The organism is Methanobrevibacter millerae (genome assembly GCF_001477655.1).
Classification (GTDB): Archaea; Methanobacteriota; Methanobacteria; order Methanobacteriales; family Methanobacteriaceae; genus Methanocatella; species Methanocatella millerae_A.
In genome coordinates this window covers 1,891,171-1,913,301 of record NZ_CP011266.1, presented here as the reverse complement: position 1 = coordinate 1,913,301, position 22,131 = coordinate 1,891,171, and the positions used below count along the sequence as shown (strand labels likewise).

General features: G+C 30.0%; 19 protein-coding genes, 1 tRNA gene, 1 other RNA gene and 1 pseudogene. 17 read left to right on the top strand and 5 right to left on the bottom strand.

Annotated elements, in window-relative coordinates; genetic code table 11:
* The first annotated feature begins 4 nt into the window (after positions 1-4).
* The 4 genes from SM9_RS08445 (at position 5) to mtnA (ending at position 3,496) form a co-directional block, all read left to right on the top strand.
* The gene (locus SM9_RS08445; RefSeq protein WP_157064717.1) at positions 5-805 is read left to right on the top strand and encodes a hypothetical protein; all 801 of its coding nucleotides are present in this window, start codon (positions 5-7) and stop codon (positions 803-805) included.
* A gap of 121 nt (positions 806-926) precedes the next feature.
* Positions 927-1,706 carry a hypothetical protein gene (locus SM9_RS08440; RefSeq protein WP_058739723.1) on the top strand — a complete coding sequence of 260 codons (780 nt, stop codon included), beginning with the start codon at positions 927-929 and terminating at the stop codon, positions 1,704-1,706.
* The gene (locus SM9_RS08435) at positions 1,706-2,506 is read left to right on the top strand and encodes a hypothetical protein (protein ID WP_058739722.1); all 801 of its coding nucleotides are present in this window, start codon (positions 1,706-1,708) and stop codon (positions 2,504-2,506) included. The genes SM9_RS08440 and SM9_RS08435 overlap by 1 nt, the downstream gene beginning before the upstream one ends.
* 60 nt (positions 2,507-2,566) lie before the next feature.
* Entirely contained in the window at positions 2,567-3,496 is a 930-nt protein-coding gene (mtnA, locus tag SM9_RS08430) for an S-methyl-5-thioribose-1-phosphate isomerase (RefSeq protein WP_058739721.1), read from the top strand.
* Here the strand turns inward: mtnA and SM9_RS08425 are convergent.
* Positions 3,489-4,490 (bottom strand): class I SAM-dependent methyltransferase, encoded by a 1,002-nt coding sequence (locus SM9_RS08425; RefSeq protein WP_058739720.1) that lies wholly within the window; start codon positions 4,488-4,490, stop codon positions 3,489-3,491. The two genes, mtnA and SM9_RS08425, sit on opposite strands and share 8 nt — an antisense overlap.
* 38 nt (positions 4,491-4,528) lie before the next feature.
* Between SM9_RS08425 and dph5 the strand changes: the two genes are divergently transcribed.
* The 3 genes from dph5 to SM9_RS08410 all read left to right on the top strand — a co-directional run bounded on the left by dph5 (position 4,529) and on the right by SM9_RS08410 (position 7,761).
* On the top strand, positions 4,529-5,320 hold the full coding sequence (gene dph5 / locus SM9_RS08420; protein ID WP_058739719.1) for a diphthine synthase: 792 nt from the start codon (positions 4,529-4,531) through the stop codon (positions 5,318-5,320).
* A 1,111-nt stretch (positions 5,321-6,431) separates the two neighbouring features.
* Positions 6,432-7,346 carry a hypothetical protein gene (locus tag SM9_RS08415; RefSeq protein ID WP_058739718.1) on the top strand — a complete coding sequence of 305 codons (915 nt, stop codon included), beginning with the start codon at positions 6,432-6,434 and terminating at the stop codon, positions 7,344-7,346.
* Between the two features lies 1 nt (position 7,347).
* Positions 7,348-7,761 carry a hypothetical protein gene (locus SM9_RS08410; RefSeq protein WP_232299116.1) on the top strand — a complete coding sequence of 138 codons (414 nt, stop codon included), beginning with the start codon at positions 7,348-7,350 and terminating at the stop codon, positions 7,759-7,761.
* On the opposite strand, the gene SM9_RS08405 is transcribed toward SM9_RS08410, so the two are convergent.
* Positions 7,753-8,496, bottom strand: a complete 744-nt coding sequence (locus SM9_RS08405; protein WP_058739716.1) for an archaeosine tRNA-ribosyltransferase — start codon at positions 8,494-8,496, stop codon at positions 7,753-7,755. The genes SM9_RS08410 and SM9_RS08405 overlap by 9 nt on opposite strands.
* Before the next feature lie 207 nt (positions 8,497-8,703).
* Here SM9_RS08405 and hdrC point away from each other — a divergent pair, with 207 nt between their 5' ends.
* The 9 genes from hdrC to SM9_RS08365 all read left to right on the top strand — a co-directional run bounded on the left by hdrC (position 8,704) and on the right by SM9_RS08365 (position 14,569).
* A complete protein-coding gene (hdrC, locus tag SM9_RS08400; protein WP_058739715.1) occupies positions 8,704-9,804 on the top strand; it encodes a CoB--CoM heterodisulfide reductase subunit C in 1,101 nt (366 codons plus the stop codon).
* Between the two features lie 22 nt (positions 9,805-9,826).
* Positions 9,827-10,723 carry a CoB--CoM heterodisulfide reductase subunit B gene (hdrB, locus tag SM9_RS08395; protein WP_058739714.1) on the top strand — a complete coding sequence of 299 codons (897 nt, stop codon included), beginning with the start codon at positions 9,827-9,829 and terminating at the stop codon, positions 10,721-10,723.
* A gap of 195 nt (positions 10,724-10,918) precedes the next feature.
* Positions 10,919-11,185, top strand: a complete 267-nt coding sequence (locus SM9_RS08390; RefSeq protein ID WP_058739713.1) for a DUF749 domain-containing protein — start codon at positions 10,919-10,921, stop codon at positions 11,183-11,185.
* Positions 11,182-11,709 (top strand): DUF2096 domain-containing protein, encoded by a 528-nt coding sequence (locus tag SM9_RS08385; protein WP_058739712.1) that lies wholly within the window; start codon positions 11,182-11,184, stop codon positions 11,707-11,709. The genes SM9_RS08390 and SM9_RS08385 overlap by 4 nt, the downstream gene beginning before the upstream one ends.
* Before the next feature lie 11 nt (positions 11,710-11,720).
* Complete coding sequence (locus tag SM9_RS08380; protein WP_058739711.1) at positions 11,721-12,410, top strand: metallophosphoesterase family protein; 690 nt, start codon at positions 11,721-11,723, stop codon at positions 12,408-12,410.
* Positions 12,411-12,525: 115 nt separating this feature from the next.
* The gene (locus SM9_RS08375; protein ID WP_058739710.1) at positions 12,526-13,440 is read left to right on the top strand and encodes a 2-phosphoglycerate kinase; all 915 of its coding nucleotides are present in this window, start codon (positions 12,526-12,528) and stop codon (positions 13,438-13,440) included.
* Positions 13,418-13,807: a CBS domain-containing protein gene (locus tag SM9_RS08370; protein ID WP_058739709.1), complete on the top strand. Its 390-nt coding sequence runs from the start codon at positions 13,418-13,420 to the stop codon at positions 13,805-13,807. The genes SM9_RS08375 and SM9_RS08370 overlap by 23 nt, the downstream gene beginning before the upstream one ends.
* Before the next feature lie 301 nt (positions 13,808-14,108).
* An RNA gene (gene ffs, locus SM9_RS11750) (signal recognition particle sRNA) lies at positions 14,109-14,422 on the top strand.
* Between the two features lie 63 nt (positions 14,423-14,485).
* A tRNA-Ser gene (locus tag SM9_RS08365) sits at positions 14,486-14,569 on the top strand.
* A gap of 6 nt (positions 14,570-14,575) precedes the next feature.
* Here SM9_RS08365 and SM9_RS08360 read toward each other — a convergent pair.
* From SM9_RS08360 to SM9_RS08350, 3 genes and pseudogenes are all read right to left on the bottom strand, one after another.
* The gene (locus tag SM9_RS08360; RefSeq protein WP_058739708.1) at positions 14,576-15,484 is read right to left on the bottom strand and encodes a cation diffusion facilitator family transporter; all 909 of its coding nucleotides are present in this window, start codon (positions 15,482-15,484) and stop codon (positions 14,576-14,578) included.
* The gene (locus SM9_RS08355) at positions 15,477-16,595 is read right to left on the bottom strand and encodes a pyridoxal phosphate-dependent aminotransferase (RefSeq protein ID WP_058739707.1); all 1,119 of its coding nucleotides are present in this window, start codon (positions 16,593-16,595) and stop codon (positions 15,477-15,479) included. The genes SM9_RS08360 and SM9_RS08355 overlap by 8 nt, the downstream gene beginning before the upstream one ends.
* 34 nt (positions 16,596-16,629) lie before the next feature.
* A pseudogene (locus SM9_RS08350) lies at positions 16,630-18,179 on the bottom strand (radical SAM protein).
* A 427-nt stretch (positions 18,180-18,606) separates the two neighbouring features.
* On the opposite strand from SM9_RS08350, the gene SM9_RS08340 reads away from it, so the two are divergent.
* Entirely contained in the window at positions 18,607-21,954 is a 3,348-nt protein-coding gene (locus SM9_RS08340) for a transglutaminase domain-containing protein (RefSeq protein WP_058739705.1), read from the top strand.
* Positions 21,955-22,131: the final 177 nt, after the last annotated feature.

Below are 22,131 nucleotides of genomic sequence, written 5' to 3'. Positions count from 1 at the left end.
TATTATGGATTTAAATTATATGATTTTTGGAACAGCATTGTCTTTTGTAATTATTTTAGTTATCTTTCTGATTGCTTATATTTTCATCAACAAGAGTTATTTAAGAATTAAAAACTATCGTGTTGTGGATGCGAATGAATACTTTCCTGAAGATGAAATTCATATATTAAGACAAATCTATTTTCTGTTGATGATGGCAGGATGTTTTACATTTGTTGTTTTGGCACTGGTTGTTGAGAATTATGATTTAATTTATCTTGCAATTTATGACTTTGTAATTTCATTGATTTGCTTTATAGAGGTGGATACAAGTTCTTATAAGGGCAAATTAATTGCATTTTTATTAATTCCATTTGGTACCGTGTCATTTTTAATATCTGACTTTTCTATTTTGTCCCTTTTTACATTTTCTCATATTATTGCGATGGTGTATATGATTAAGGTATATTATGGCAAGTTCAATGAGTATACCAGAAATCATGGGTTGGGAATTGCAATACTGTTATTATTCGCCATTGTATTTATAAGTATGTATATCACTTCATTTGTTGAAGGCGTTAATATGCTTGATGCATTAGTAATGAGTTCCAATGCTTTTACCAGTAATGGTTATGCCGTTTTAGGAAATAGTGTTCCTGGAAAACTTGATTCATTGGTTTTGGTCTGGGGAGGTTATTTATTGTCTGGAGTAAGTGTTTCCACATTGACAGCTGCAATTTTAATGAAATATTTTGACGGGAAATTTAAGGATTATGACAATAGATTCGATGAATTGGAGAATTTACTTAAAGAATATAAAAAGTAATTATGTTGTGTTGCAATTGAATTAATACTTGTTATTTCTATTCTGTCTGTAAGAATTCTAAAATGTTATATAATTAAAATCATAAAAATTTAAATATGAAAAAATTAATTGGTGTTTAATTGTGGATTTATTAGCGGAAACATTATATCAATTTGCTATTGTGATAGTTGTTTTTTTAGTTTTAACACTTTTAGGAGGATTTACATATAAACTAGTAAAAAATGGCTATTTTAAGTTTATAAATTTGAAGGATTATTTGCCTGAGGACGAAATTCATTCATTGAAGCAGATTTTTTATCTAATCATGATGGCTTTGTGTGTTGTAAACATCTTTTATGCTATTGTGGGCGAGGGAATGGTCTTTTTGTATTCCTTTGTGATATTTGATATTGCACTTTCATTGTATTTTGCAGTCACAATGGATAAAAGCTCTTTAAAGAATAAGATTATATGGCTGATACTAATTCCATATGGATCATTATCTTTACTTTTGTTCCATATGGATTTGGTAATTTATTTCAATGTAATTCATGTTTTAATATTCATATACTTTGCAAAACTTAATTTTGATAAATTTATGGATTATACTAATTCAAATGGTTTGGGAGTAACTATAGTTTTATTATTCGTAATCATTTTTGCTAGTTTCTTCATAACTCAATATGCTGAAAGTGTAAATGCTTTGGACTCTCTTGTAATGATTTCCAATGAGTTCACTGGTAATGGTTATGGAATTTTCGGTGCAACCATCCTTGGTAAATTCAATAGCCTATTATTGGTCTGGGGGGGCTATGTCATTTCGGGAGTAAGTGCTGCAACATTGACTGCAGCAATATTAAGAAGACATTTCAATAAAAGATTTGCTGAATTAGAAAAATTAATTGAAGGGGATGATGAATAATGGATTATAACTTTGTGTTGCTTCTTATTCTTCAATTGTTAGTTGCGGCCGGAATTTTTATATTTTTAGTATATATTGCTAAATTAATTGTTAATAATATGCAATCAATACCGGGTTTAAAATATGCGAAGTTTTTAAATCCTGTAGAATATTTCCCTGAAGAAAAATTAGCATCGTTAAAGCAAATTTTTTACTTGTCAATGGTATTTATTTTCATTATTATTGACTTATATTTAATATTTAATTGGAAGGATGGGTCATTTCCCATATTTCTTTTAGATATTATTCTTTCCATATATCTTGTTATGAGTATGAGTACTGACTCTTTAAATGATAAAATCATTTTATTTACATTGATTCCTTTCGGATCCATAAATGGTATTGTATTTGGGGATAGTTCACTTATTTGGATTGATTTATTCCATATTTTAGGATATTTTTATTTCATGCAAGTTTACTATCGAAGATTTGTGAAATTCACTAAAAGTATGGGTCTGGGAATATCAGTATTATTGTTATTTTCAATTGTATGGGTCAGCTTTTTAGTTACCATGTTGGCTGAGGGGGTTTCTCCTTTAGAGTCCATAACTATGGTTTCAAATGCATTTACAAGTAACAGTTATGAAGCGTCTGGAAACAGTGTAGTTGGAAAACTTGATTCATTAATCTTGGCATGGGGAGGTTTTCTTTTATCTAGTGTAGGTACTGCTACTTTGGCTGCTTCAATTGTAAAAAAACAAGTTGACCAGCAATTTGATGATATGGAAAATTTAATTAAAAGTAAGAAAGAAGAAAAATAATCTTAATTTTTTTTCTCTTTTTTGCTAAATTTTATATAATTTTTTTATAAATTTTATTCTATGAAAACTATAGAATGGGAAGAAAATAAATTAAAATTAATTGATCAAACTAAACTTCCGGATGAATTAACTTATGTTTATTGTGAAAATTATCAGGAAGTCATTATTGCAATCAAAGATATGATTGTGCGTGGTGCTCCTGCTATTGGTGTTGCAGCGGCATTCGGTATGGCTCTTGCTTATTTGAATGATGATGATTTGGATAAGGCTGCCGATGAAATTAAGGCAGCACGTCCAACTGCAATTAACTTATTTTGGGCTGTTGATAGGGTATTGCACAGTGACAATCCTCTTGAAGAAGCCTTAAAAATGTATCAGGAAGATATTGATACTAATATGGCAATCGGAAAATATGGTTCAGAAGTAATTGATGAAGGAGATACTGTTTTAACTCATTGTAATGCTGGTGCTTTGGCATGTGTTGATTATGGAACTGCTTTAGGTGTTTTTAGAGCAGCCCGTGATGCAGGGAAAAACATTAATGTCATTTGTGATGAGACAAGGCCTCGTGGTCAGGGTGCTAGTTTGAGTGTTTGGGAAATGCAGCAGGAAAATATTCCTGTGAAATTAATTCCTGATGTTGCTTCAGGATTTTTAATGTCTCAGGGAAAAATTGATAAAGTTGTAATTGGTGCTGACAGGATAGCAAAAGGCGGTGTAGTTAACAAGATTGGTTCATTTATGGTAGCTATGGCTGCAAAACAGCATGATGTTCCATTTTATGTGGCTGCTCCATTGTCTACTTTTGATTTTGAAGCATCTATCTTTGATACTGTTATCGAAGAAAGGGATGGTGATGAAGTAAGATATTATGGTGGGGCTAGAATATGTCCTGAAGGCACTGAAGTAATAAATCCTGCTTTTGATATCACTCCTAGTGAATTTATCACAGGAATTATCACTGAAAAAGGCATAATTGATCCTATTTAGATGTGATTTTCGCATCTATGGCTACGTGCCATTCTCCTGGGGATGTGGATTTAACTTTTCTTGTGTTAATTATTTCCACATTTTTTTTCTCTTTTAATGCTGCATCAATTAATCTTTTTGTCCCCTGTTCATACCCATCAGAGAATTCATAATAATTTATTATTCCACCATCTTCAATTAAATTGATAGCAACATCAAGGAATTGGTATGCAAGTCCTGGAAGATTCATAATTATCCTATCAAATTTTGTTTTAAATGATGTTGATATCTCTCTAGCATCACCACATATTGCAGTAATGTTTTTTAACTTATTCAATTTAATATTTTCATTAAAATATTTTATTGCATTTTCATTAATATCAACACCAGTGATGTTAACATTATTATTTTTTGCTATGACTATTGGGAATGGACCTATTCCACAAAACATGTCTAAAATATTTTCACCATTACAAACACTGTCACTTACACGTTTTCTTTCAGTTGCAAGTCTTGGTGAAAAATAAACTTCTTCAACATTTAGTTTTAATCTTGCTCCATGTTCCTTATGTATTGTTACAGGATTATTTTCCCCAGCAATCAGCTCCAAATCTCTGATTCGTATTGTTCCATGCACTGCACTTTTTTTCATGTAAATTGATTTTCTTTTAGTGAAGTCAAGTGTGGCCTTTCCAATAATATTCTTTTTGGATTCTAAATTATCTGGAATTTCTAAAATAACAATATCTCCAATTGTATCAAAAGAAGTTTTTAAATCCTCTATTTCTTTATCAGTCAATTCATCTTCAAGAAGTTCTGAAAAGTTATGTGGATGGGTATTGAGTTCCTCTAATTCTATATCAACAATTTCATATTCATCAATATCCTCTTTTATTGGAATATAACCATAATCAGTTTCAGCTTTAATTCTGTAATCCATTCTCATTAATTCTTTTTCCATTAATTCTTTTCTGACATCATTAAGCTTTTTTAATGGAACTTTAACACATTTCATAATAACTTTTTTATGTTTTATTTCATATATAGTATATCATGTTTTATTTAGTAGGTTTAGGATTATTTGATGAAAAAGATATTTCCTTGAAAGGTTTGGAATGTTTAAAGAGTGTTGACAAAATTTATGCAGAATTTTTCACATCAAGATTATTCGGATCCAGTTTTGATAAGATTGAAGAATTGATTGGAAAAGAAATAGAAGTATTGGTTAGGGGTGAAGTTGAGGAAGAACATAAGTTCATCGAAGAGGCTAAAGATAGTGATGTGGCTTTAATTACTGGAGGAGACCCTTTGATTGCAACAACGCATAGTGATTTTTTAGTTCAATGTGCTAAGAAAGGAATAAAATATGAGGTTATTCATGGATCATCTATTCTATCTTCAGCCCCAGCCATATCAGGTCTTCAAGGTTATAAGTTCGGTAAAGTAACAACTATTCCGTTTCCGGATTATAATTTCTATCCTAAATCTCCATATGTTGCAATTGAGGAAAACTTAAAATCTAATCTTCATACTTTGGTTTTATTGGATATTCAGGCCCATAAAGACCGTTATATGACTGTTAATGAGGGTTTAGATTATTTGATGAATATAAAAGATTCGCTTGATTATGATGGCCTGATAACTGAAGATACTTTGGCTATGGGTATTGCTCGAGTAGGTTCAAGTGATGTTGTAGTAAAGGCAGGTAAAATTTCAGAATTGATTGATTATGATTTTGGAGGACCACTTCATTGTGTCGTTATTCCTGCGGAGTTACATATCGTTGAAGCAGAATACCTTGTTGAAATTGCTGGAGCTGATTCAAGCATTTTGGATGATGTTTAATCTTTTTAGGGAAGTAATCGTAGATATATTTCAATCTACGATACTGGTTGTATTATGAACAAATTTCGGAGATAATAATTTAATCTTTTTGATGTTCATTGATATGAATTTTAAAACATATCGTATTTTAATATGTTTTAATAGTATATATAGTTTTATATAAATTTTTCCTATAATGAATTAAAATTTATGTTTGAGGTTAATTTGTACTATGTTTTAATTCAATTATGTATATTTTGTGTTTTTTATTAAATTATTTGATTTTTGATGTTGATTTATTATAAAATATGTGGATCATATGTATATAATTAATTAAATTTAAATAAGTAAATATTTTCATATTTTAATGATGGATTTCGATGTGTTTATAAAAGGGGAGGGGGAGTGAAGTAGAATTTTATCTACTTCGCATTTTAAGTGCAATGAACTAACAATTGGAGATTATAAAATGGTTGACTGATGTTCATTGTAGACATGAATTTTATTTCATATCGTATAATACTTATGTTTTTCTCATATATAAATCTTTTTGTTGGATAAGTATATTGCCGGGTAAATATAACACATTTTTATGACAAGACTTTTGTTTAAGTGTCCTGTGTGTGAATTTGTCTGTGGGATTAATCGGCCGGAGATTTCATTGGGCATGTGGGAATTTTATTGTTGGAAGATACGGAATAAATTGCTGAATGGGGTGGTGATTTTTGATAATTAATCTACCTAAAAAGTATATTCAAAATGTTTTAATTTTGGCCAATTTAACTTTTTAATATAATTATTATAATTAATAAATGAAATTAAGTCCATAAGATACTGTATGCTTTATTTACTAGAAGATAAATAATAATTATTCATGACTAAAAATAGAAGAGTTACCATTAAGGTCAATAATGACCTTGACATGTATTTTCGTAAATTAGCCTCTTCTAAGTTGTTGTTCACTACCGGATGGTATTCAAAAGCTATCGAAGAAGCTATGATGTTGTGGATTGAAAATGAGGAGAAGTGATTTTTATAAATTAACCTCCTCAATAATTATTTTTTTTAATCATTTTTAGATAAACTATTTAAATTATAATGAATGTAGATATAATTAAGTAGGTGTTTGGAAATGGAAAATGAGGAATTTAGGACTGTTCGGGTATATACAAAAAAATATACCAGTAAAGATAAAGACGGTAATTCGGTTGAAAAAGAATCAAAACAAAAACAAGTCAGTTTAAAAAAAGAAGATCCGTTTGAAGATAATGATTTAGTTAAAGTCATTCCTAAAGATGAATATGAACAATTGATAAAAAATAATTCTAAAGTTGATGAGGAGCTTTTAGCTCAAAAAGATGCTGAAATACTTGAATTGCAGGAACAGTTGGACGCACTTAAAGGTTCATTTTTTGATGATGTTGGCTCACTGAAAGACCAGTTGTCTGATAAAGAGGAGTTAATTAAGGCTAAAGATGAAATTTATGAGTTAAATAAGAAACTTGTAAGTGTTGATGAGGAAAGGGTTGCTATTTTTAAAGAATTGGATTATAAAAATAAAATGATTCTTGCTTATAATGTTGAGTTAAATAAATCTATTTTAAATGCTATTAATGTTGTCATTGATGAAGCTAGGGATAATATTAATAGAAGAAATGCTGAGTTGGTTGACAGTTTAGAAAAGTCCATTTCAAAAGCTAAACATGATGTAAATGAGAAGAATAAAGCCATAGCATATGATATAAATAGTACTATTGATGACATGAATGAACAAATCAGAAACACAAGTACTATAAAAATGATACTTAACAAACATAAAATTAACTTAAGGGTACCTACTGACGATTTGCTTAAGCCTTTTGATTTTGACTTTGATGTTGATCAGTTACTTTCAGGACAGGCATTGGAATTGGATGCAGCTGAAATATTAAAAGAAGTAATGCCAAAACTTCCAGAACCATTCTCCAAATATATTGATACGTTAGAAGAATCTCCAGAAACGATTGAAATCAAATCAACAAAAGAGGATGAAAAAGATGGAGAATAAGTTGTTTCAATCAGGTAATGTGAGTTTTGAGTATCCGGATACATGGGATATTGAAACGGCAGATACTTTCTCCAATCCTGACTGCATTGCCACTCTTTCTAAAGGTGAAAGCAATTTATTGAATGTTGTTTCTTTTCCGACTGAAACTAATTTGGATAGTTATAAGGAATTTATGGAAAAATGCATTGTTGATGATGGTGGAGTGATTTTAAGTTCTGAATTTATTCAGATTGCATCGATGGATGCAATTAAGCTTCACGGAAATATAAAAACTCGTGATATTACTTTTGATATACATACTTATGTTTTTATTCAGGAGGGCAATATCTATATTTTTGAGTTAAGGACTGCTGATTACTCTTCAGAAGCAATTAATGAATATGCCGATTTGATTGCATCATTTAAATTAGAATAATTGGTTGTATTCTAAAATAAAATCCATATATTTTTTATCTAAAATTTTTAAAGTTGAAATGTTTTGGGGAGAGGTTGTAGAGCGCTCTTCAACTAAATTTCTTAAAGAACTATTTTCCATATGGGCCTGAATTTCTCTAATGACAAATTCTAAGCATTCCACATTTTTTTCTTCTATTTCTTCTTGTGTTATTTCATCAAATAATTTGTATGTATTCAAATCATATGCTTTGGTGGGTGTTTGCAATACCTTTAGGTGACTATAATAGTTACTTGAATTAGTTAAAAAACCATCAATTCCCATATATGTCAAAATTGGCATAAATGAACTTTCAGCAAAAGTAAAAATTAATATGCTTGAAGGATGGGCATTTTTTCTTAAATTAACAATAATATCTACCAATTCTCGAGGATTTGTTAATAATTCATCGCTATTTGCAACAATAAAAATATTGTATCCTATTTCTTCAAGTTTCTTCATGCATTCAATTCTTAAGTTTATGTATTTTGATCCTTGAATTACTGCAGCATTGCATTTATCAACATTTTCTTCTGCGAGCCTTATGGTTTCTTCTATGTTGAATTTAGCTATTTCTTTATCAATATTGTATGCGGATCCTTCTGACGGTGCGATTTTTAATTCATCTTTATAAAATAATTTTGGAGTTTTTTCACCGTTTAATTTTCCTATTCTTCCAGGTCCATCATGTGATTTAATTTCGAATTTTTCTATCATTTAATTCTTCCTTTTGTCTATTGTTTTTATTTTGTATATTATTGTTTATTAATTTTTAAAATTTTAGGTTTTCCTAAAAAAATTATTGGGTGTAATCTTTTTGATTACACTGATGAAAAATTTAGTAACCTTTATATATGATTTTCAGATAAATTATAATTAAGGATTGGAGGATATGTTCCTGTGAAAATCCGAGGTGTGTTTTCAATGTCTATTATAAATCGTCTTAAATCCTTGTTTAAAGAGGAAAAGGATATGGAAGAAAAAGGTATCAGAGAAAATATTTCTGTTGATGCCGAAGAGACATCTTCAGATTTTAACGACCCTATAGTATCCGGTACTAAAATCTCAGTTTCACGTGAAGTTTCTATTAAAAAAGATCTTGATACTGGTGCTACTGAGTTAAAATTCAAAAAAGATGTTAGTTCAATCGAGAATGAAAGTGTCGAGGATAATCTTCCTATAATAGAAGAAGATGAACCTTCTAATGATGAAGAAATTCCTAAAGTTGGGGAAGTTGATTCTGATGTAGAAGAAGTTCAAGAAATTGAATCAGTGGAAGTTGTTGCTGATGAAGATGGCGATGAAACTTCAGAAATTGAAGATGAAGTTCCTGTGGAAGAATCTTTAGATGTTGAAGAAAATACTTCTTCAGAAGAGGAAGATGATAACACTGATGATGAAATCGAATCAGTTGAGAAAACTGATGACGATGAAGAAGAACAAAAAGAAGATAAAAAGAGAGATAATATGACTTTATTGACTGATAAAGAATTATTAACAGATGCAAATCGTGACCCAGAATTTACTGCTGAGTTTATTGATGCTGGAATTGAAACTGTTAAACATTGTTTCCAATGTGGTACCTGTGGTGGAGGATGTCCTTCAGGAAGAAGAACTCCTTATAAAGTAAGACAAATTGTCAGAAAATGTTTACTTGGATTAAAAGAAGAAGTAATCACTGACGACGCATTATGGATGTGTACTACCTGTTACACTTGCCAAGAAAGATGTCCTAGAAGTGTAAAAATTGTGGAAATTATTAAAAAAGCACGTAATGTTGCTGCTCACGCTGGATACATGGCAAAACCACACAAAATGACTGGTGTATTTGTAATTAACACAGGTCACGCTGTACCAATCAATGATGCTGCAAAAGCTTTAAGAAGCAAAATTGGTCTTTCCGAAGTTCCTGCAACCACTCACGCAGATGCTGGAGCATTAGAAGAAGTACAAAAATTATGTAAAATTACCGCATTTGATGAATTAATCGGTTACGATGAAGCAACCGGCGGATTAAAAGAATAATTTAATTTAGGAGAGTTTTAGTATGGAAATCGCATATTTCTTAGGTTGTATCATGCCTAACCGTTATCCAGGTATTGAAAAAGCAACCCGTATATTATTTGACGCATTAGATATTGAATTAAAAGATATGGAAGGAGCTTCCTGTTGTCCTGCTCCTGGTGTATTCGGTTCTTTCGATGAAGAAACTTGGGCTACCATTGCTGCACGTAACTTAACTCTTGCAGAAGATATGGGTGCTGACATCATGACTGAATGTAACGGATGTTTCGGTTCATTATTTGAAGCTAACCACATGTTAAAAGACAACGAAGAAAAAAGAGCTAAAATTAATGAAAACTTAGCTGAAATTGGTAAAGAGTTCAAAGGAACTACTAACGTAAAACACTTAGCTCAAATCTTAAGAGACGATGTTGGATACGAAAAATTAGCATCCCTCATTGAAAAACCTTTAGATTTAAACGTTGCAGTTCACTACGGATGCCACTTCTTAAAACCTACTGAAGAAATAGGTATCGAAGAACAAGCTGAAAACCCACAAATCTTAGACGACCTTGTAGAAATCACTGGTGCAAAATCTGTCGATTACAAAGACAAAATGATGTGCTGTGGTGCAGGTGGAGGTTTAAGGGCTAGAGATATTGATGTAACTGCAAGTTACACCAAAGAAAAACTCGACCACATGTCTGAAGCTGGCGTAGATGCTATTATTGATGTATGTCCTTTCTGTCACATGCAATTCGATCAAGGACAAACTGAAGTTAACGAAAGATACGGAACTGACTTTGCAATTCCTGTATTCCACTTAGCTCAATTATACGGATTAGCTATGGGATTATCTTCTGATGAATTAACTTTAGACGCACAAAAAATTGATGCAGCACCTGCTTTAGCTAAAGCTTTAGGTGAAAACGCTAAATAAGTTTAAGGATTTTTATCCTTATTCTTTTTTTTTAATTTTAGGCATTGAAAACACATTTCGGATTTATTGTTACTTTTGTAACAATTTTTTTTCAAATTTTATTTTTGTTTGATAATATACGAATGAATTACAATTAATTTTATATATTATTAACATAAAAAGTTAAAATATTAATTAAATATGAGAGGTATTAAAATGTTTGTAGCAACATTAGATGGTATATTTAAATATAGTGACCTTCCGGAAGAATATGAACCTTATGTTCAATTTAAAGCAACTATTGATAAAAGAGAGCTTAATGATGATGATGAAATAGCTATTTTAAACATTGCTGGAACTTCTACTCATCATGTATTATTCTTAGACTCATACAATAATACTAGAGAAATAGAAAAAGAATTAAAAGAAGCAGATGCTAAAATAAACCACACTACTTTAAAAATTATAGGTGGACATTTATGAGTTTACCCTCCGAACAGAATTGGTTAATTCTTAATAATCTAATTACGGATTTACATAAAAAGGGATATGAAATTCCTAAAGGAATTAACCCTGAGATGGGATTGATTAGATCTTCAATTAGTTCATATAAGAAAGATCCTTCTCATCCTGATTTGATTAATGGTTTGGCAAAAGCAGAAATGTCTTTAAATAGTATTCAAGGAACAATATTGTCCATTGCAGAAAATGAGGGAGAGGAATATGTTGACCATTGGCTTGATTTATTTAAACGGGCAATGAAAGGTGAGGAAGTATTTGAATTTCCTAAGTCACGTTCAACATTTTTGGTCAATACTCCTCCTGGCCTAACAACAGGTAGAATAAATTTAAAAGTTCCATTAGCTGAAGAAAGAGTTCAGGAAATTGCTGAATGGAATGGACTTATCATAGAATTTGATGATGATGTTACTGTTGCATTGCATGGTGATAAACCTGATTTACAAGTGGGTTTAAAAGAAATGGGTTCTTTCTTTTTAGAAGAATAATAGGCGATAATATGAAAATTTTAGCTATTAGTGATATTCACGGTGAAGAAAACGAAAATTTATATAAATATTTAGAAAATAATGACATTGATTTGGTTATAATTCTTGGTGATATTACAAATTTCGGACCTTTAGAATTTGTTGGAGAATTCATTGGAAAAATATTTGATTATGATTGTGATGTAATTGCAATCCCGGGTAATTGTGATCCTACGGGAATTTGTAAAGCAATCGGTGAATCTGGAGCATTTTGTTTACATAATGAAATTATTGGTTATGGAGATGCTATTTTATTTGGATATGGTGGATCTAATCCTACACCATTTGATACTCCTGGTGAAATAGAAGATTTAAAAATATATGGGGATGTTTTTGAGTTAATGGCTAATTATGATTATGTATACAATAAGGATGTTCCTAAGGTTAGGATTCTTGTAACTCATGCACCGCCATTTAATACAGATGCTGATTTAACTTCTGGTGGTGACCATGTTGGCAGTTCAGGAATTTTAAAATCAATCCACGAGTTTGAACCTGAAATAAATATTTGTGGCCATATACATGAAGCTAAGTCTCTTAGTAAAATAGGCATAACTACAGATGTAGCTAATCCTGGAATGTTGAAGGATAACGGTGCAGTTTTAATAGATATTGCTGATGGTTCAAATTATGATATTAATATTATTCAATTAGATGAATAATATATTTTCTTTTTTTATTTTACTCTTTTTTTATCAACTACCAAAAAATCAAATAACAAATTTTATTTATTATAATTTAAAAATATTTTTTTGATAAGTAAATTTAAGGGATATCATGATTTGGGTAATTGGTAATGTTGATGGGAATTCTTATAAAGAACCTTTTTCCAAAGGAATTTTAGCTCGTTCATTGAGAGTTTCCAGTATTGGTCTAAATCAGGCGTATGAAATTGCTAATGATATTGAAAATAATCTTATTGAAAGAGGTATTAGTGAAATATCTGTTGATGAATTGGCTAAAACTATTGCAAGATACTTAGATACAGTTGATTCAGGTTTTTCTAAAAAGTATGAGCGATGGAGGACGGTTAGAAAATCTGAAGAACCTTTAATTATTTTGATTGGCGGAGCTTCTGGTGTTGGAACGTCATCCATGGCATTTGAACTTGCAAATCGTTTGGGATTAAAAAATATTATAAGTACCGATATGATTAGGGAAGTCATGCGTAAGATAATTTCAAAGGAACTGAATCCAGTTATACACAAATCCAGTTTTGATGCATATGAAAGTATAAGGACTCCTGCAATTCGTGTAGATGCAATTATTGAAGGATTCATAAGTCATGTGGATGTTGTAAATGTAGGTATCGAAGCAATTATTGAAAGGTCTATTAAAGAGGGAATTAGTATTATTGTAGAGGGAGTTCATGTAGTTCCAGGATTTATTAGGGAAGATTTACTTAATCAGGGTAATGTGATGATGTTTACATTAATTGTTGAGGATGAGGAAATGCATAAACAGAGATTTTATACTCGATGTAGGCAACCTTGGGTAAAAAGATCTCTTGAACATTACATGGATAATTTTTCTACAATTAGGAAAACTCAAAATTTTTTAATTGAACAGGCTAATATTCATCATAATCCTATTATAAATAATGTTGATTTTAGGCAAACCATTGATTCAATGGTTGATGAGATTATAGATAAATTTGGAGGTGAAAGCAATGATGGAACAAAAAGTATCTGAAATAATGACTCGTGATGTCATAACAACTACTCCTGAAACTGATGTTGTATATGCTTTTGAAAAATTAATGCAATATAAAATTAGTTCTCTTCCAGTTGTTGATGGTGAAAAGATTATTGGTATTATTACTGCTACTGATGTTGGCCATAATTTAATATTGGACAAATATGAATTAGGAACTAAAGTTGAAGAAATCATGGTTAAAGATGTAGTAACCATATCTCCAGATGATACCTTAGAAACAGCTATTGATGTCATGAAAGAAGCTATTCCGGGTTCTGGAATATTAAATCAAATACCAATTGTTGAAGATGGAAAATTGGTGGGTATTATTTCTGATGGGGATATTATTCAAGAGGTATTCTAATTAACCTCTTTTTATTCTATTTTTTTAAATTTAACAATTTTAATTCATTTACTGTAATAATTTATTTTTTCCAGTAATGATTTTTTATTCATATTTTCTTTTTAGTGAATATTTATTTGATTTTTGTCATTGAATCATATTCTATTTTTTTGTACTGAAATTATTTTTAAAAAGACTATTTAAATTTTTTAAATCAAATTTAATCTTAAATGGATTTTATAAGAAGTTTTATCTAGTTACTGTAAAAGTTTTTTTTTCAGTGAAATTGTTAACATTTATATAATATTAATTATATAAAATAATAGTGGCTAGACTGGAGGGTTAGGGGTCCTCTGTAAGCACACACCCCCTTTGGTGCAGTTGAAGTTCAAGAGGCGGCTTTTTAATTAAATATAAGCCTGGAAAAACAACATAGAAACTTCGTCCTACAGGATTAATGGTGATAAAGTCTTTACTGGAGGGTAAAGAAGAATTATCTTTAATATGGGAACGTGTCAGGCCCGGAAGGGAGCAGCTCTACTATTAACAATTGATGCTTGTAGTATCCCGGGGTGGAGTTGGATTTTCAGATCACTTATATTTTTGAGATTAGTCCACTCTTGAACATGCCATTAATTAAAAAATGAATAAGTTTATAAATAACTTTTTACATATAATGTTATATCTTGTTTTGTTTATGTCGGGATGGCCCAGCCTGGTACGGCGTCGGACTGCTAATCCGATGATCATATGATCACCCGGGTTCAAATCCCGGTCCCGGCGTTTTAATTATTTTTTATCTATTTTTTGTTCATGTTTATATTCTAATCCTAAAGGACATGTATGAACTGACACTGATTTGACGGCGGGTAGTTTATTTTGAATGTTCTGTTCTATTTCATGAACAATTTTATGTGCTTCGTTAACAGTCATATCCCCATCAACTTTAACATGCAAACTAACAACGGAATAAGACCCGTAGTTATCTATTTTAATATTATGTGCTTCATGGGCATTTGGGGTTTTATGAACAATTTTTTCAATTTTTCTTATTAATCTATCGTCTGGTACTTTTCCCATTATGTTGTCGATATTTTCTTTACCTATGGTATATGCTGTTTTTAATATTATAAGACCAATTATCAATCCAATAATTGGGTCTAAAATTGGAAAACCCATATTTGATACAATAACTCCGATTAATATTGCAATTGATGAATAAATATCTGTTTTTTGGTGTTCTCCATCAGCTACAATAGCGGGGCTGTTAATTTTTTTACCAATATTTATAATATATTTACTAATTGCTAAATTGATGAATATTCCAAAAATAGCCATCAATGCTGCATATATGTCTGGTGTAGTAATTAAACTGGGATCCAAAAGTTTGTCTATTGCAGTATCTATGATTTCATATCCAACAATTGTTAAAAATAAAACTATAACCAGTCCACTTATGGCTTCAGCACGTCCATGGCCGTAGTGGTGTTTATCATCAGCAGGACGTTGTCCTATTTTAAATCCAATATATGCTATAATTGATGTTGCAACATCGGATAATGTGTGGATTCCTTCAGCAACTAATGCATAACTTCCACTCATTGTTCCAATAAGGATATTAAAAACGGTTAAAAAGCAATTAGATAATATCGCTACAAATGCTGCTTTTTGACCTGCTTTTTCTCGGGATTCATTCATTTATAATTTTCTCCTCAAGAATATCCATTGCTTTTTCAATATTTTCATAGGAGTTTGCATAAGACATTCTCACATGGCCTTCACCGTTTGATCCGAATGCCGCCCCAGGTACTGTGATAACTCCTGCTTTTGCAGCTTTTTGAACAAAGTTTTTATCTTCAATTTTTGGAAATACGTAAAATGCTCCTTCTGCATTAACTGTTTTGTAGCCCATTCCGTTTAATCTTTCAACAATTAAATCTCTTCTTTTTTTGAATTCTTTAACCATTTTAATTACTTCGTCTTGAGGTCCTCTTAAAGCTTCAAGTGCTCCTTTTTGTGAGGTTGTAGTGGCACATGCTATGTTATATTGGTGAATTTTAAGCAATTCTTCACATAGCTCTTCATTTGCTGTTAAATATCCTATTCTTAACCCAGTCATTGCATATGTTTTTGAAAAACCGTTTAAAGTCACTACATTGTCACTCCATTTGGCAGGAGAGTAATGTTTTTTGCCATATATTATTTTTTCATATATTTCATCAGAAATAATCAGGAAATTTTTATCCACGGATAAATCTGCTATTGCTTTAATGTCTTCTTTTTCCATTACTGCTCCAGTAGGATTAGATGGTGAATTTAATATGATGGCTTTAGTATTTTCACTAATCTTTTCTTCAACATCGTTTGCCTGTAGTTTGAATTCATTTTCCATACTGCATTCAACAGGCACTACTTTTCCATCAGCTAATTTTACGCAGGCTTCATATGATAAAAAACTTGGATTAGGCAGTAATACTTCATCGCCTTTTTCTATAAATGCCTGAGCACACATATAGAGAGCTTCACTTGCCCCGACGGTTACAATTATATTGTCAGGATTTGTTTTTATATCATTGTCTTTTTTGAATTTGTTTACAATTTCCTCTCTTAATTCAATATATCCTTTATTTGGAGTGTAATGTGTATCATTTTCATGTATTGATTCAATCATTGCTTTTTTGATATTTTCAGGTACATCAAAATCTGGTTCTCCAATTCCTAAGTTAATTGCATCCGGATTGGTTACTTCAAACATTTTTCTTATTTGGGATAATTCAATTGTTCTTGTTCTTTTTGCAGGGTTAATCATAATAATTCCTCTATAATATTATATATTATTTTCATTATTTAATTTCACATGCACCGCAGTTATAGCATGGGGATACATCACACCATGGAGTTTGCTTTTTTGATTCTAATCTTTTGTGTTCAATTTTTAAAAATTCTTTTTTTACACCAACATCAATTTTGTCCCAGGGCAGTTCATCATCAATATTATATTCCGGCAGATAGTTCATCCACTCGTGAAGCGTTATGTTTTTTGTCAATGATTTTTCAATAATTGTAGAAATGTCTCTATTTCCACAAGACAATATATACTGAATTAGTGCTTTTTTAGGACTTTCTATCTTGACATTATATTTTCTTAAATTCTTTTTAATATATTTACTTTTTTGTTTTATATCTTTAAAATTATAACTCATCCATTGTAGAGGAGTATGTGGTTTTGGAACAACAGGATTTATGCTGAATTTTATTTTATGTCTTGATGTATGCATGTTTGCAATTTTTTCAATATAGTCACAAAGACATTTTATATCCTCTTTTGTTTCATAGGGAAGTCCAATTAAAAAATATAATTTTATATTGAAATCGAGTTTGACAGCATCTTTTATGACACTAAAAATTTTTTCATCAGGTATGTCCTTATTGATTCTTTTTCTGAGTTCTTCAATAGACTCGGGTGCTAATGTTATAGTTTTAAGACCACTTTCCTTTAGAAGCTTTAAACTTTCATATGTAATCGATTCTATCCTAAGTGAAGGTGTTGATATTTGAAAATCCTTTTCTTCTAATTTTCGAATCAACGACTCGATTTGTGAATAATCACTAACTGCAGCACCAATTAATGTAATTTTATTTAATCCAGTGTTTTCTCTTGTCTTGACAGCAGTATCAATTAGTCTTTCAATATTTGTTTCACGCATTGGCCTATAAAGATAACTTGACATGCAAAATCTGCAGCCTCTTGTACATCCTCTGGACACATTTAACATAATTGAATCACTAAAAACAGTTTTATATTCATCATTATCACTTTTAGTGATGATTGGCTGTGTAATGTGGTATGCATCATCCATATTGCTTACTATTGCTATTTTTGCATCATTGTCGAACTTAGGAATATATATTCCATCTATATCTAAGAAATTGCTTAATTTCGGATTTTTGTTATACTGGTCTAGAAATTTATTTATTATTACTTCCCCTTCGCCTATGATAAATATGTCAATGTAATCACTTAAAGGCATTGGATTGGCTGTGGCACATGGGCCCCCGGCTATTATTAATGGATCATTTTCTGTTCTGTCTTCTCGTTTTAATGGAATATTTGATTTTTTTAGTATTTTCACAACATTGAAATAATCTTCTTCAAATTGCAATGAAAAACTAATTATGTCAAAGTTATTGAGTGGAGTATTAGACTCAATTGAATGAAAATCCGGATATATTACTCTTTCACACCATGTGTCGTCTCTTTCATTAATAAAATTATACAATATATTATAACCAAGTGATGACATTGCTGTTTTGTATATGTTTGGATATGTCAAAGCAAAGCGGATGTTTATTTTTTATAATCTTTTTTAAAAATATTGTCTTCAAATATCATAATTTCAATTTTTCATTATTTTTTATATTTTCTATAATTTTGCTTATTTTTTTGTTTTTTATTATATTTTTTATTAATTTTTCTATATATGATTTTTTCACTATTATTTTTTAATAAAATTTGATAATATCTGATGATTTTTAATTTTGGTATCTGGTTTGTAATGTATTTATGTTTCATAAGGTTGTTTTTTGATGAATTTAAATTCAAGATATTTAATCTTGAATTTCTTTGTTTCCACTTAAATTTTCATTTTAATGTGATTTATGCATATTTTTAAACGATTTTGTTTAATTTAACTTGTTTTAATTAGTTTTTTTAATTTTAAAGTTACAAAAACATTTATATATTATTAAATTATAATCTTTATTTACTCATTATGAATACTAATCTTAGTATATATCATATTTTTATTAAAATTTTCGTAATGAGAGTAAGAGGTGGAAAAATTTCTAATATAAATAAAGTAATAATTTTTTCTATTGTTTTCACAGTCTTTTTAATGATAGGTTCTGTTTCAGCAATAGATTCAAATGTTACTATAGATGATTCAAATTTATTAAATGAAAATAATAAAATTGTTTTTTCTTTACAAAATTTAGAAGTTTCTAGTGATGATTCTATCCCAGAGACACCTTCTCATGATGATAATTATTCTTCTGATGAAGATGAGGGGTTATTTACATCCCAATATATCTCTGATGATGAACTTTTGGTTAATGATGCTCAATCAACTTCATTAGCTGGAAATGATACTGAATTATACTTTAAAAATGGAACTGCATATGAAGTTGTTTTATCTGATAGTGAAGGTACTTTATTGACTAATCAAAGTGTAATTTTTAATATTAATGGAATTAATTATACAAGAACTACTAATGATCAAGGAATTGCTTCAATTTTAATAAATTTAAATTCCGGAGATTATACTATTGGTGCTTTATTTGCAGGAACAAGTAGCTATGAATCTTCTTCTACTACAAATATAGTTAAAGTATTATCTACAATTTCAGGAGAAGATGTTGAGAAATATTATAGAAATGATACTCAGTATTATGCTACATTTGTTGATGGTCAAGGAGCTCTTTTAAACAATACCACTGTTGCATTTAATATAAATGGTGTGTTTTATGAAAGAAAGACTAATGAGAATGGAACAGCTAAATTAAATATTAATCTTAATTCTGGAGATTATATTTTGACTGCTATTAATCCAATTAATGGTGAAATGTGTTCTAATAATATTACTGTATTAAGTACTATTGCTGGTGATGATGTAGTTAAGTATTATAAAAATGATACTCAGTATTATGCTACATTTGTTGATAATGAGGGTAATCTATTGACTAACACTAATGTAACATTTAATATTAATGGTGTTTATTACACTCGTACTACTAATGATAGTGGTATGGCTAAATTGAATATTAATCTTAATCCAGATAATTATACTATTACTGCTATTAATCCAATTAATGGTGAAATGCATTCTAATAATATAGAGGTATTGCCTACTATATCTGCAGATGATTTAAACATGATTTATAGGAATAGTTCATTTGTTGCATATGTTATTGATGATGAAGGTAATCCTTTAGTTGGTGGTAATGTAACATTCAATATTAATGGTATATTCTATACTCGTGTAACTGGCAATGATGGGGATGCTCACTTAAATATTAATCTTAATGTAGGTAACTATACTATTACATCTACTACTGATAATGGTTTATCAGTATCTAATATTATAACTATTAATAAAGCTAAGTCTATTATTAATGGTAATGATGCACACATTATTCTTGGTACCGATAGGGTTTATGCTGTAAACTTGATTGGAGAAAATAATAAGAGTATTAGCAATGCTAATGTATACTTCAAGTATGCTAATTTAACTCAAACTGCTATAAGTGATGAAAATGGTTTAGCAGAAATTCCTGTTTCAAATCTTTCAGAAGGTACTTATGATATTGAAATTGGATTTGACGGAAATTGGAATTATTATTCTTCCAATATAACTAAAAAATTTGTGGTTGCTAATTCTACAGTAATACTATCTGGTAATGATATAAGTATGGTCTATAATGATGGTTCTAGATTCAATGTTACTTTAACTGACTTGGATTCAAAACCATTAGTCAATGAGACTATTACATTTACTATTAACGGAATGAGTTATAATCGTACTACTAATGATGGTGGTGTGGCTGGCTTATCAATTAATTTAATTCCGGGCACTTATGAAATATTTTATAGTTATTCAAATGTTGATTCTGTTGATTATAATGATGGAACTAACACTATTGTTGTAGATAAAATGTTTGCTGAATTTATTGCAGATGATCTTGCAAAAAATTATTCTGAATCAGCTAGCTTTGTTGCAACTTTGGTTGATAAAAATAGTACTCCTATAGCAAATACCGTAGTTTCATTTACAATTAACGGTGTTTCTTACAATAGAACGACTAATGAGTCTGGTGTAGCTAAATTGAATGTTGGTCTTCCTGTAGGGTATTATGAAATAACTACTTCCTTGGATAATGTATTTTATTCAGCAAAAACCATTTCTAATCATATTTTAGTTAATGGTACTATATTCGAAGCTGACGATTTGGATATAATTGTGGGAACTACAGGCTATTTCTCAGTCACATTATTGGATGCATATTATAATCCAATTTCAAATGTATCTATTCAGTTCAATTACGCTGATTTAACAGTAAATAATATAACTGATTCTGATGGTATAGCCACTATTGAAATCAATGGTTTAAATAAAGGTTTATATCCTATTACTTATAGTTATGATAATGAATCAAATGTGGGTTTATCATTTATTAATGTGGTAGGAACCATATCTCTCAATGATTTAATCAGTGCTGCAAATTCTGTAAATCAATATATTGAAGTTAATGCGGCATTGCCAAGCAATGTTTTGATTGGTGAAGATACATTTTCCACTGCACAATATCTATATTTAATTTCCGAAGCTATAATTGGCATATCAAATGGTGATTATTCTGATTTATATGTCTTTGATGTTTCCGATCCAGATTCTCCTGGTTCTGCATCAAATATGGGTAGTTTAAGTGAATATGTTGCTCTTGCAAGTTCAGTATTTGTTAGCATGACGGATGGTGTAACGCCTAATTCTGTTGATACTAGCATTGGTACTATAGGTTATGATGGTATTGTTTACGCGTTAACTAGGGTTATTGTATATTATGGTTTAAATAATAATTTGCCTTCATCCGTATCTATTAAATCTCTAAAATTATATGAACCTCAAAGTTCACTCGATAAGAAAAATACGATTACAGATTTAACACCGTACTTATCCAGTTCAACCAATTGTCAGGTTACTAATGCTCAAATTGTTGCTCTTGCAAATAGTTTAACTCAAGGATTAACTAATTCAGTTGATAAAGCTAAAGCTATCTATAATTATGTAAGAGATCAAATATCATATAGTTTCTATTATGACACTCATTATGGTGCGGTAGGTACATTAAATGCAGGAACTGGGAATTGTGTAGACCAAGCGCATTTGTCTATCGCTTTATACAGAGCAGCAGGCCTCCCTGCTAGATATGTCCATGGAACATGTGTATTTAGTAGTGGTAGTACATACGGTCATGTATGGGCTCAAGTATTAATCGGTGACACTTGGATTGTTAGTGATTCAACAAGTACTAGAAACTCATTTGATAATGTTGTTAATTGGAATAACTATAATTATTCACTTAATGGATACTATTCCAGTATTTCATTCTAATTAACTTCATTTTTTTCTTTTTTTAAATTAAAGGATGTGCCACAAATTTAGTTCTTTTTTTGCAGCAGATTTCTTTCATTATACAGTTTTTGCATTCATTTGTCTAGTATGTTATTCTTTGTTTGTTTTTGTATTCGTATGTTTTTTCTTCGATATAAAATTTCTCCCAAAGGGCAT

Bases quoted from the DNA above. Each gene is read 5' to 3' on its own strand.
- SM9_RS08445 (WP_157064717.1), top strand. From the start codon at position 5: ATGGATTTAAATTATATGATTTTTGGAACAGCATTGTCTTTTGTAATT.
- SM9_RS08435 (WP_058739722.1), top strand. From the start codon at position 1,706: ATGGATTATAACTTTGTGTTGCTTCTTATTCTTCAATTGTTAGTTGCG.
- mtnA (WP_058739721.1), top strand. From the start codon at position 2,567: ATGAAAACTATAGAATGGGAAGAAAATAAATTAAAATTAATTGATCAA.
- SM9_RS08425 (WP_058739720.1), bottom strand. From the start codon at position 4,490: ATGAAATGTGTTAAAGTTCCATTAAAAAAGCTTAATGATGTCAGAAAA.
- dph5 (WP_058739719.1), top strand. From the start codon at position 4,529: ATGTTTTATTTAGTAGGTTTAGGATTATTTGATGAAAAAGATATTTCC.
- SM9_RS08415 (WP_058739718.1), top strand. From the start codon at position 6,432: ATGGAAAATGAGGAATTTAGGACTGTTCGGGTATATACAAAAAAATAT.
- SM9_RS08405 (WP_058739716.1), bottom strand. From the start codon at position 8,496: ATGATAGAAAAATTCGAAATTAAATCACATGATGGACCTGGAAGAATA.
- hdrC (WP_058739715.1), top strand. From the start codon at position 8,704: ATGTCTATTATAAATCGTCTTAAATCCTTGTTTAAAGAGGAAAAGGAT.
- hdrB (WP_058739714.1), top strand. From the start codon at position 9,827: ATGGAAATCGCATATTTCTTAGGTTGTATCATGCCTAACCGTTATCCA.
- SM9_RS08390 (WP_058739713.1), top strand. From the start codon at position 10,919: ATGTTTGTAGCAACATTAGATGGTATATTTAAATATAGTGACCTTCCG.
- SM9_RS08385 (WP_058739712.1), top strand. From the start codon at position 11,182: ATGAGTTTACCCTCCGAACAGAATTGGTTAATTCTTAATAATCTAATT.
- SM9_RS08380 (WP_058739711.1), top strand. From the start codon at position 11,721: ATGAAAATTTTAGCTATTAGTGATATTCACGGTGAAGAAAACGAAAAT.
- SM9_RS08375 (WP_058739710.1), top strand. From the start codon at position 12,526: ATGATTTGGGTAATTGGTAATGTTGATGGGAATTCTTATAAAGAACCT.
- SM9_RS08370 (WP_058739709.1), top strand. From the start codon at position 13,418: ATGATGGAACAAAAAGTATCTGAAATAATGACTCGTGATGTCATAACA.
- SM9_RS08360 (WP_058739708.1), bottom strand. From the start codon at position 15,484: ATGAATGAATCCCGAGAAAAAGCAGGTCAAAAAGCAGCATTTGTAGCG.
- SM9_RS08355 (WP_058739707.1), bottom strand. From the start codon at position 16,595: ATGATTAACCCTGCAAAAAGAACAAGAACAATTGAATTATCCCAAATA.
- SM9_RS08340 (WP_058739705.1), top strand. From the start codon at position 18,607: ATGAGAGTAAGAGGTGGAAAAATTTCTAATATAAATAAAGTAATAATT.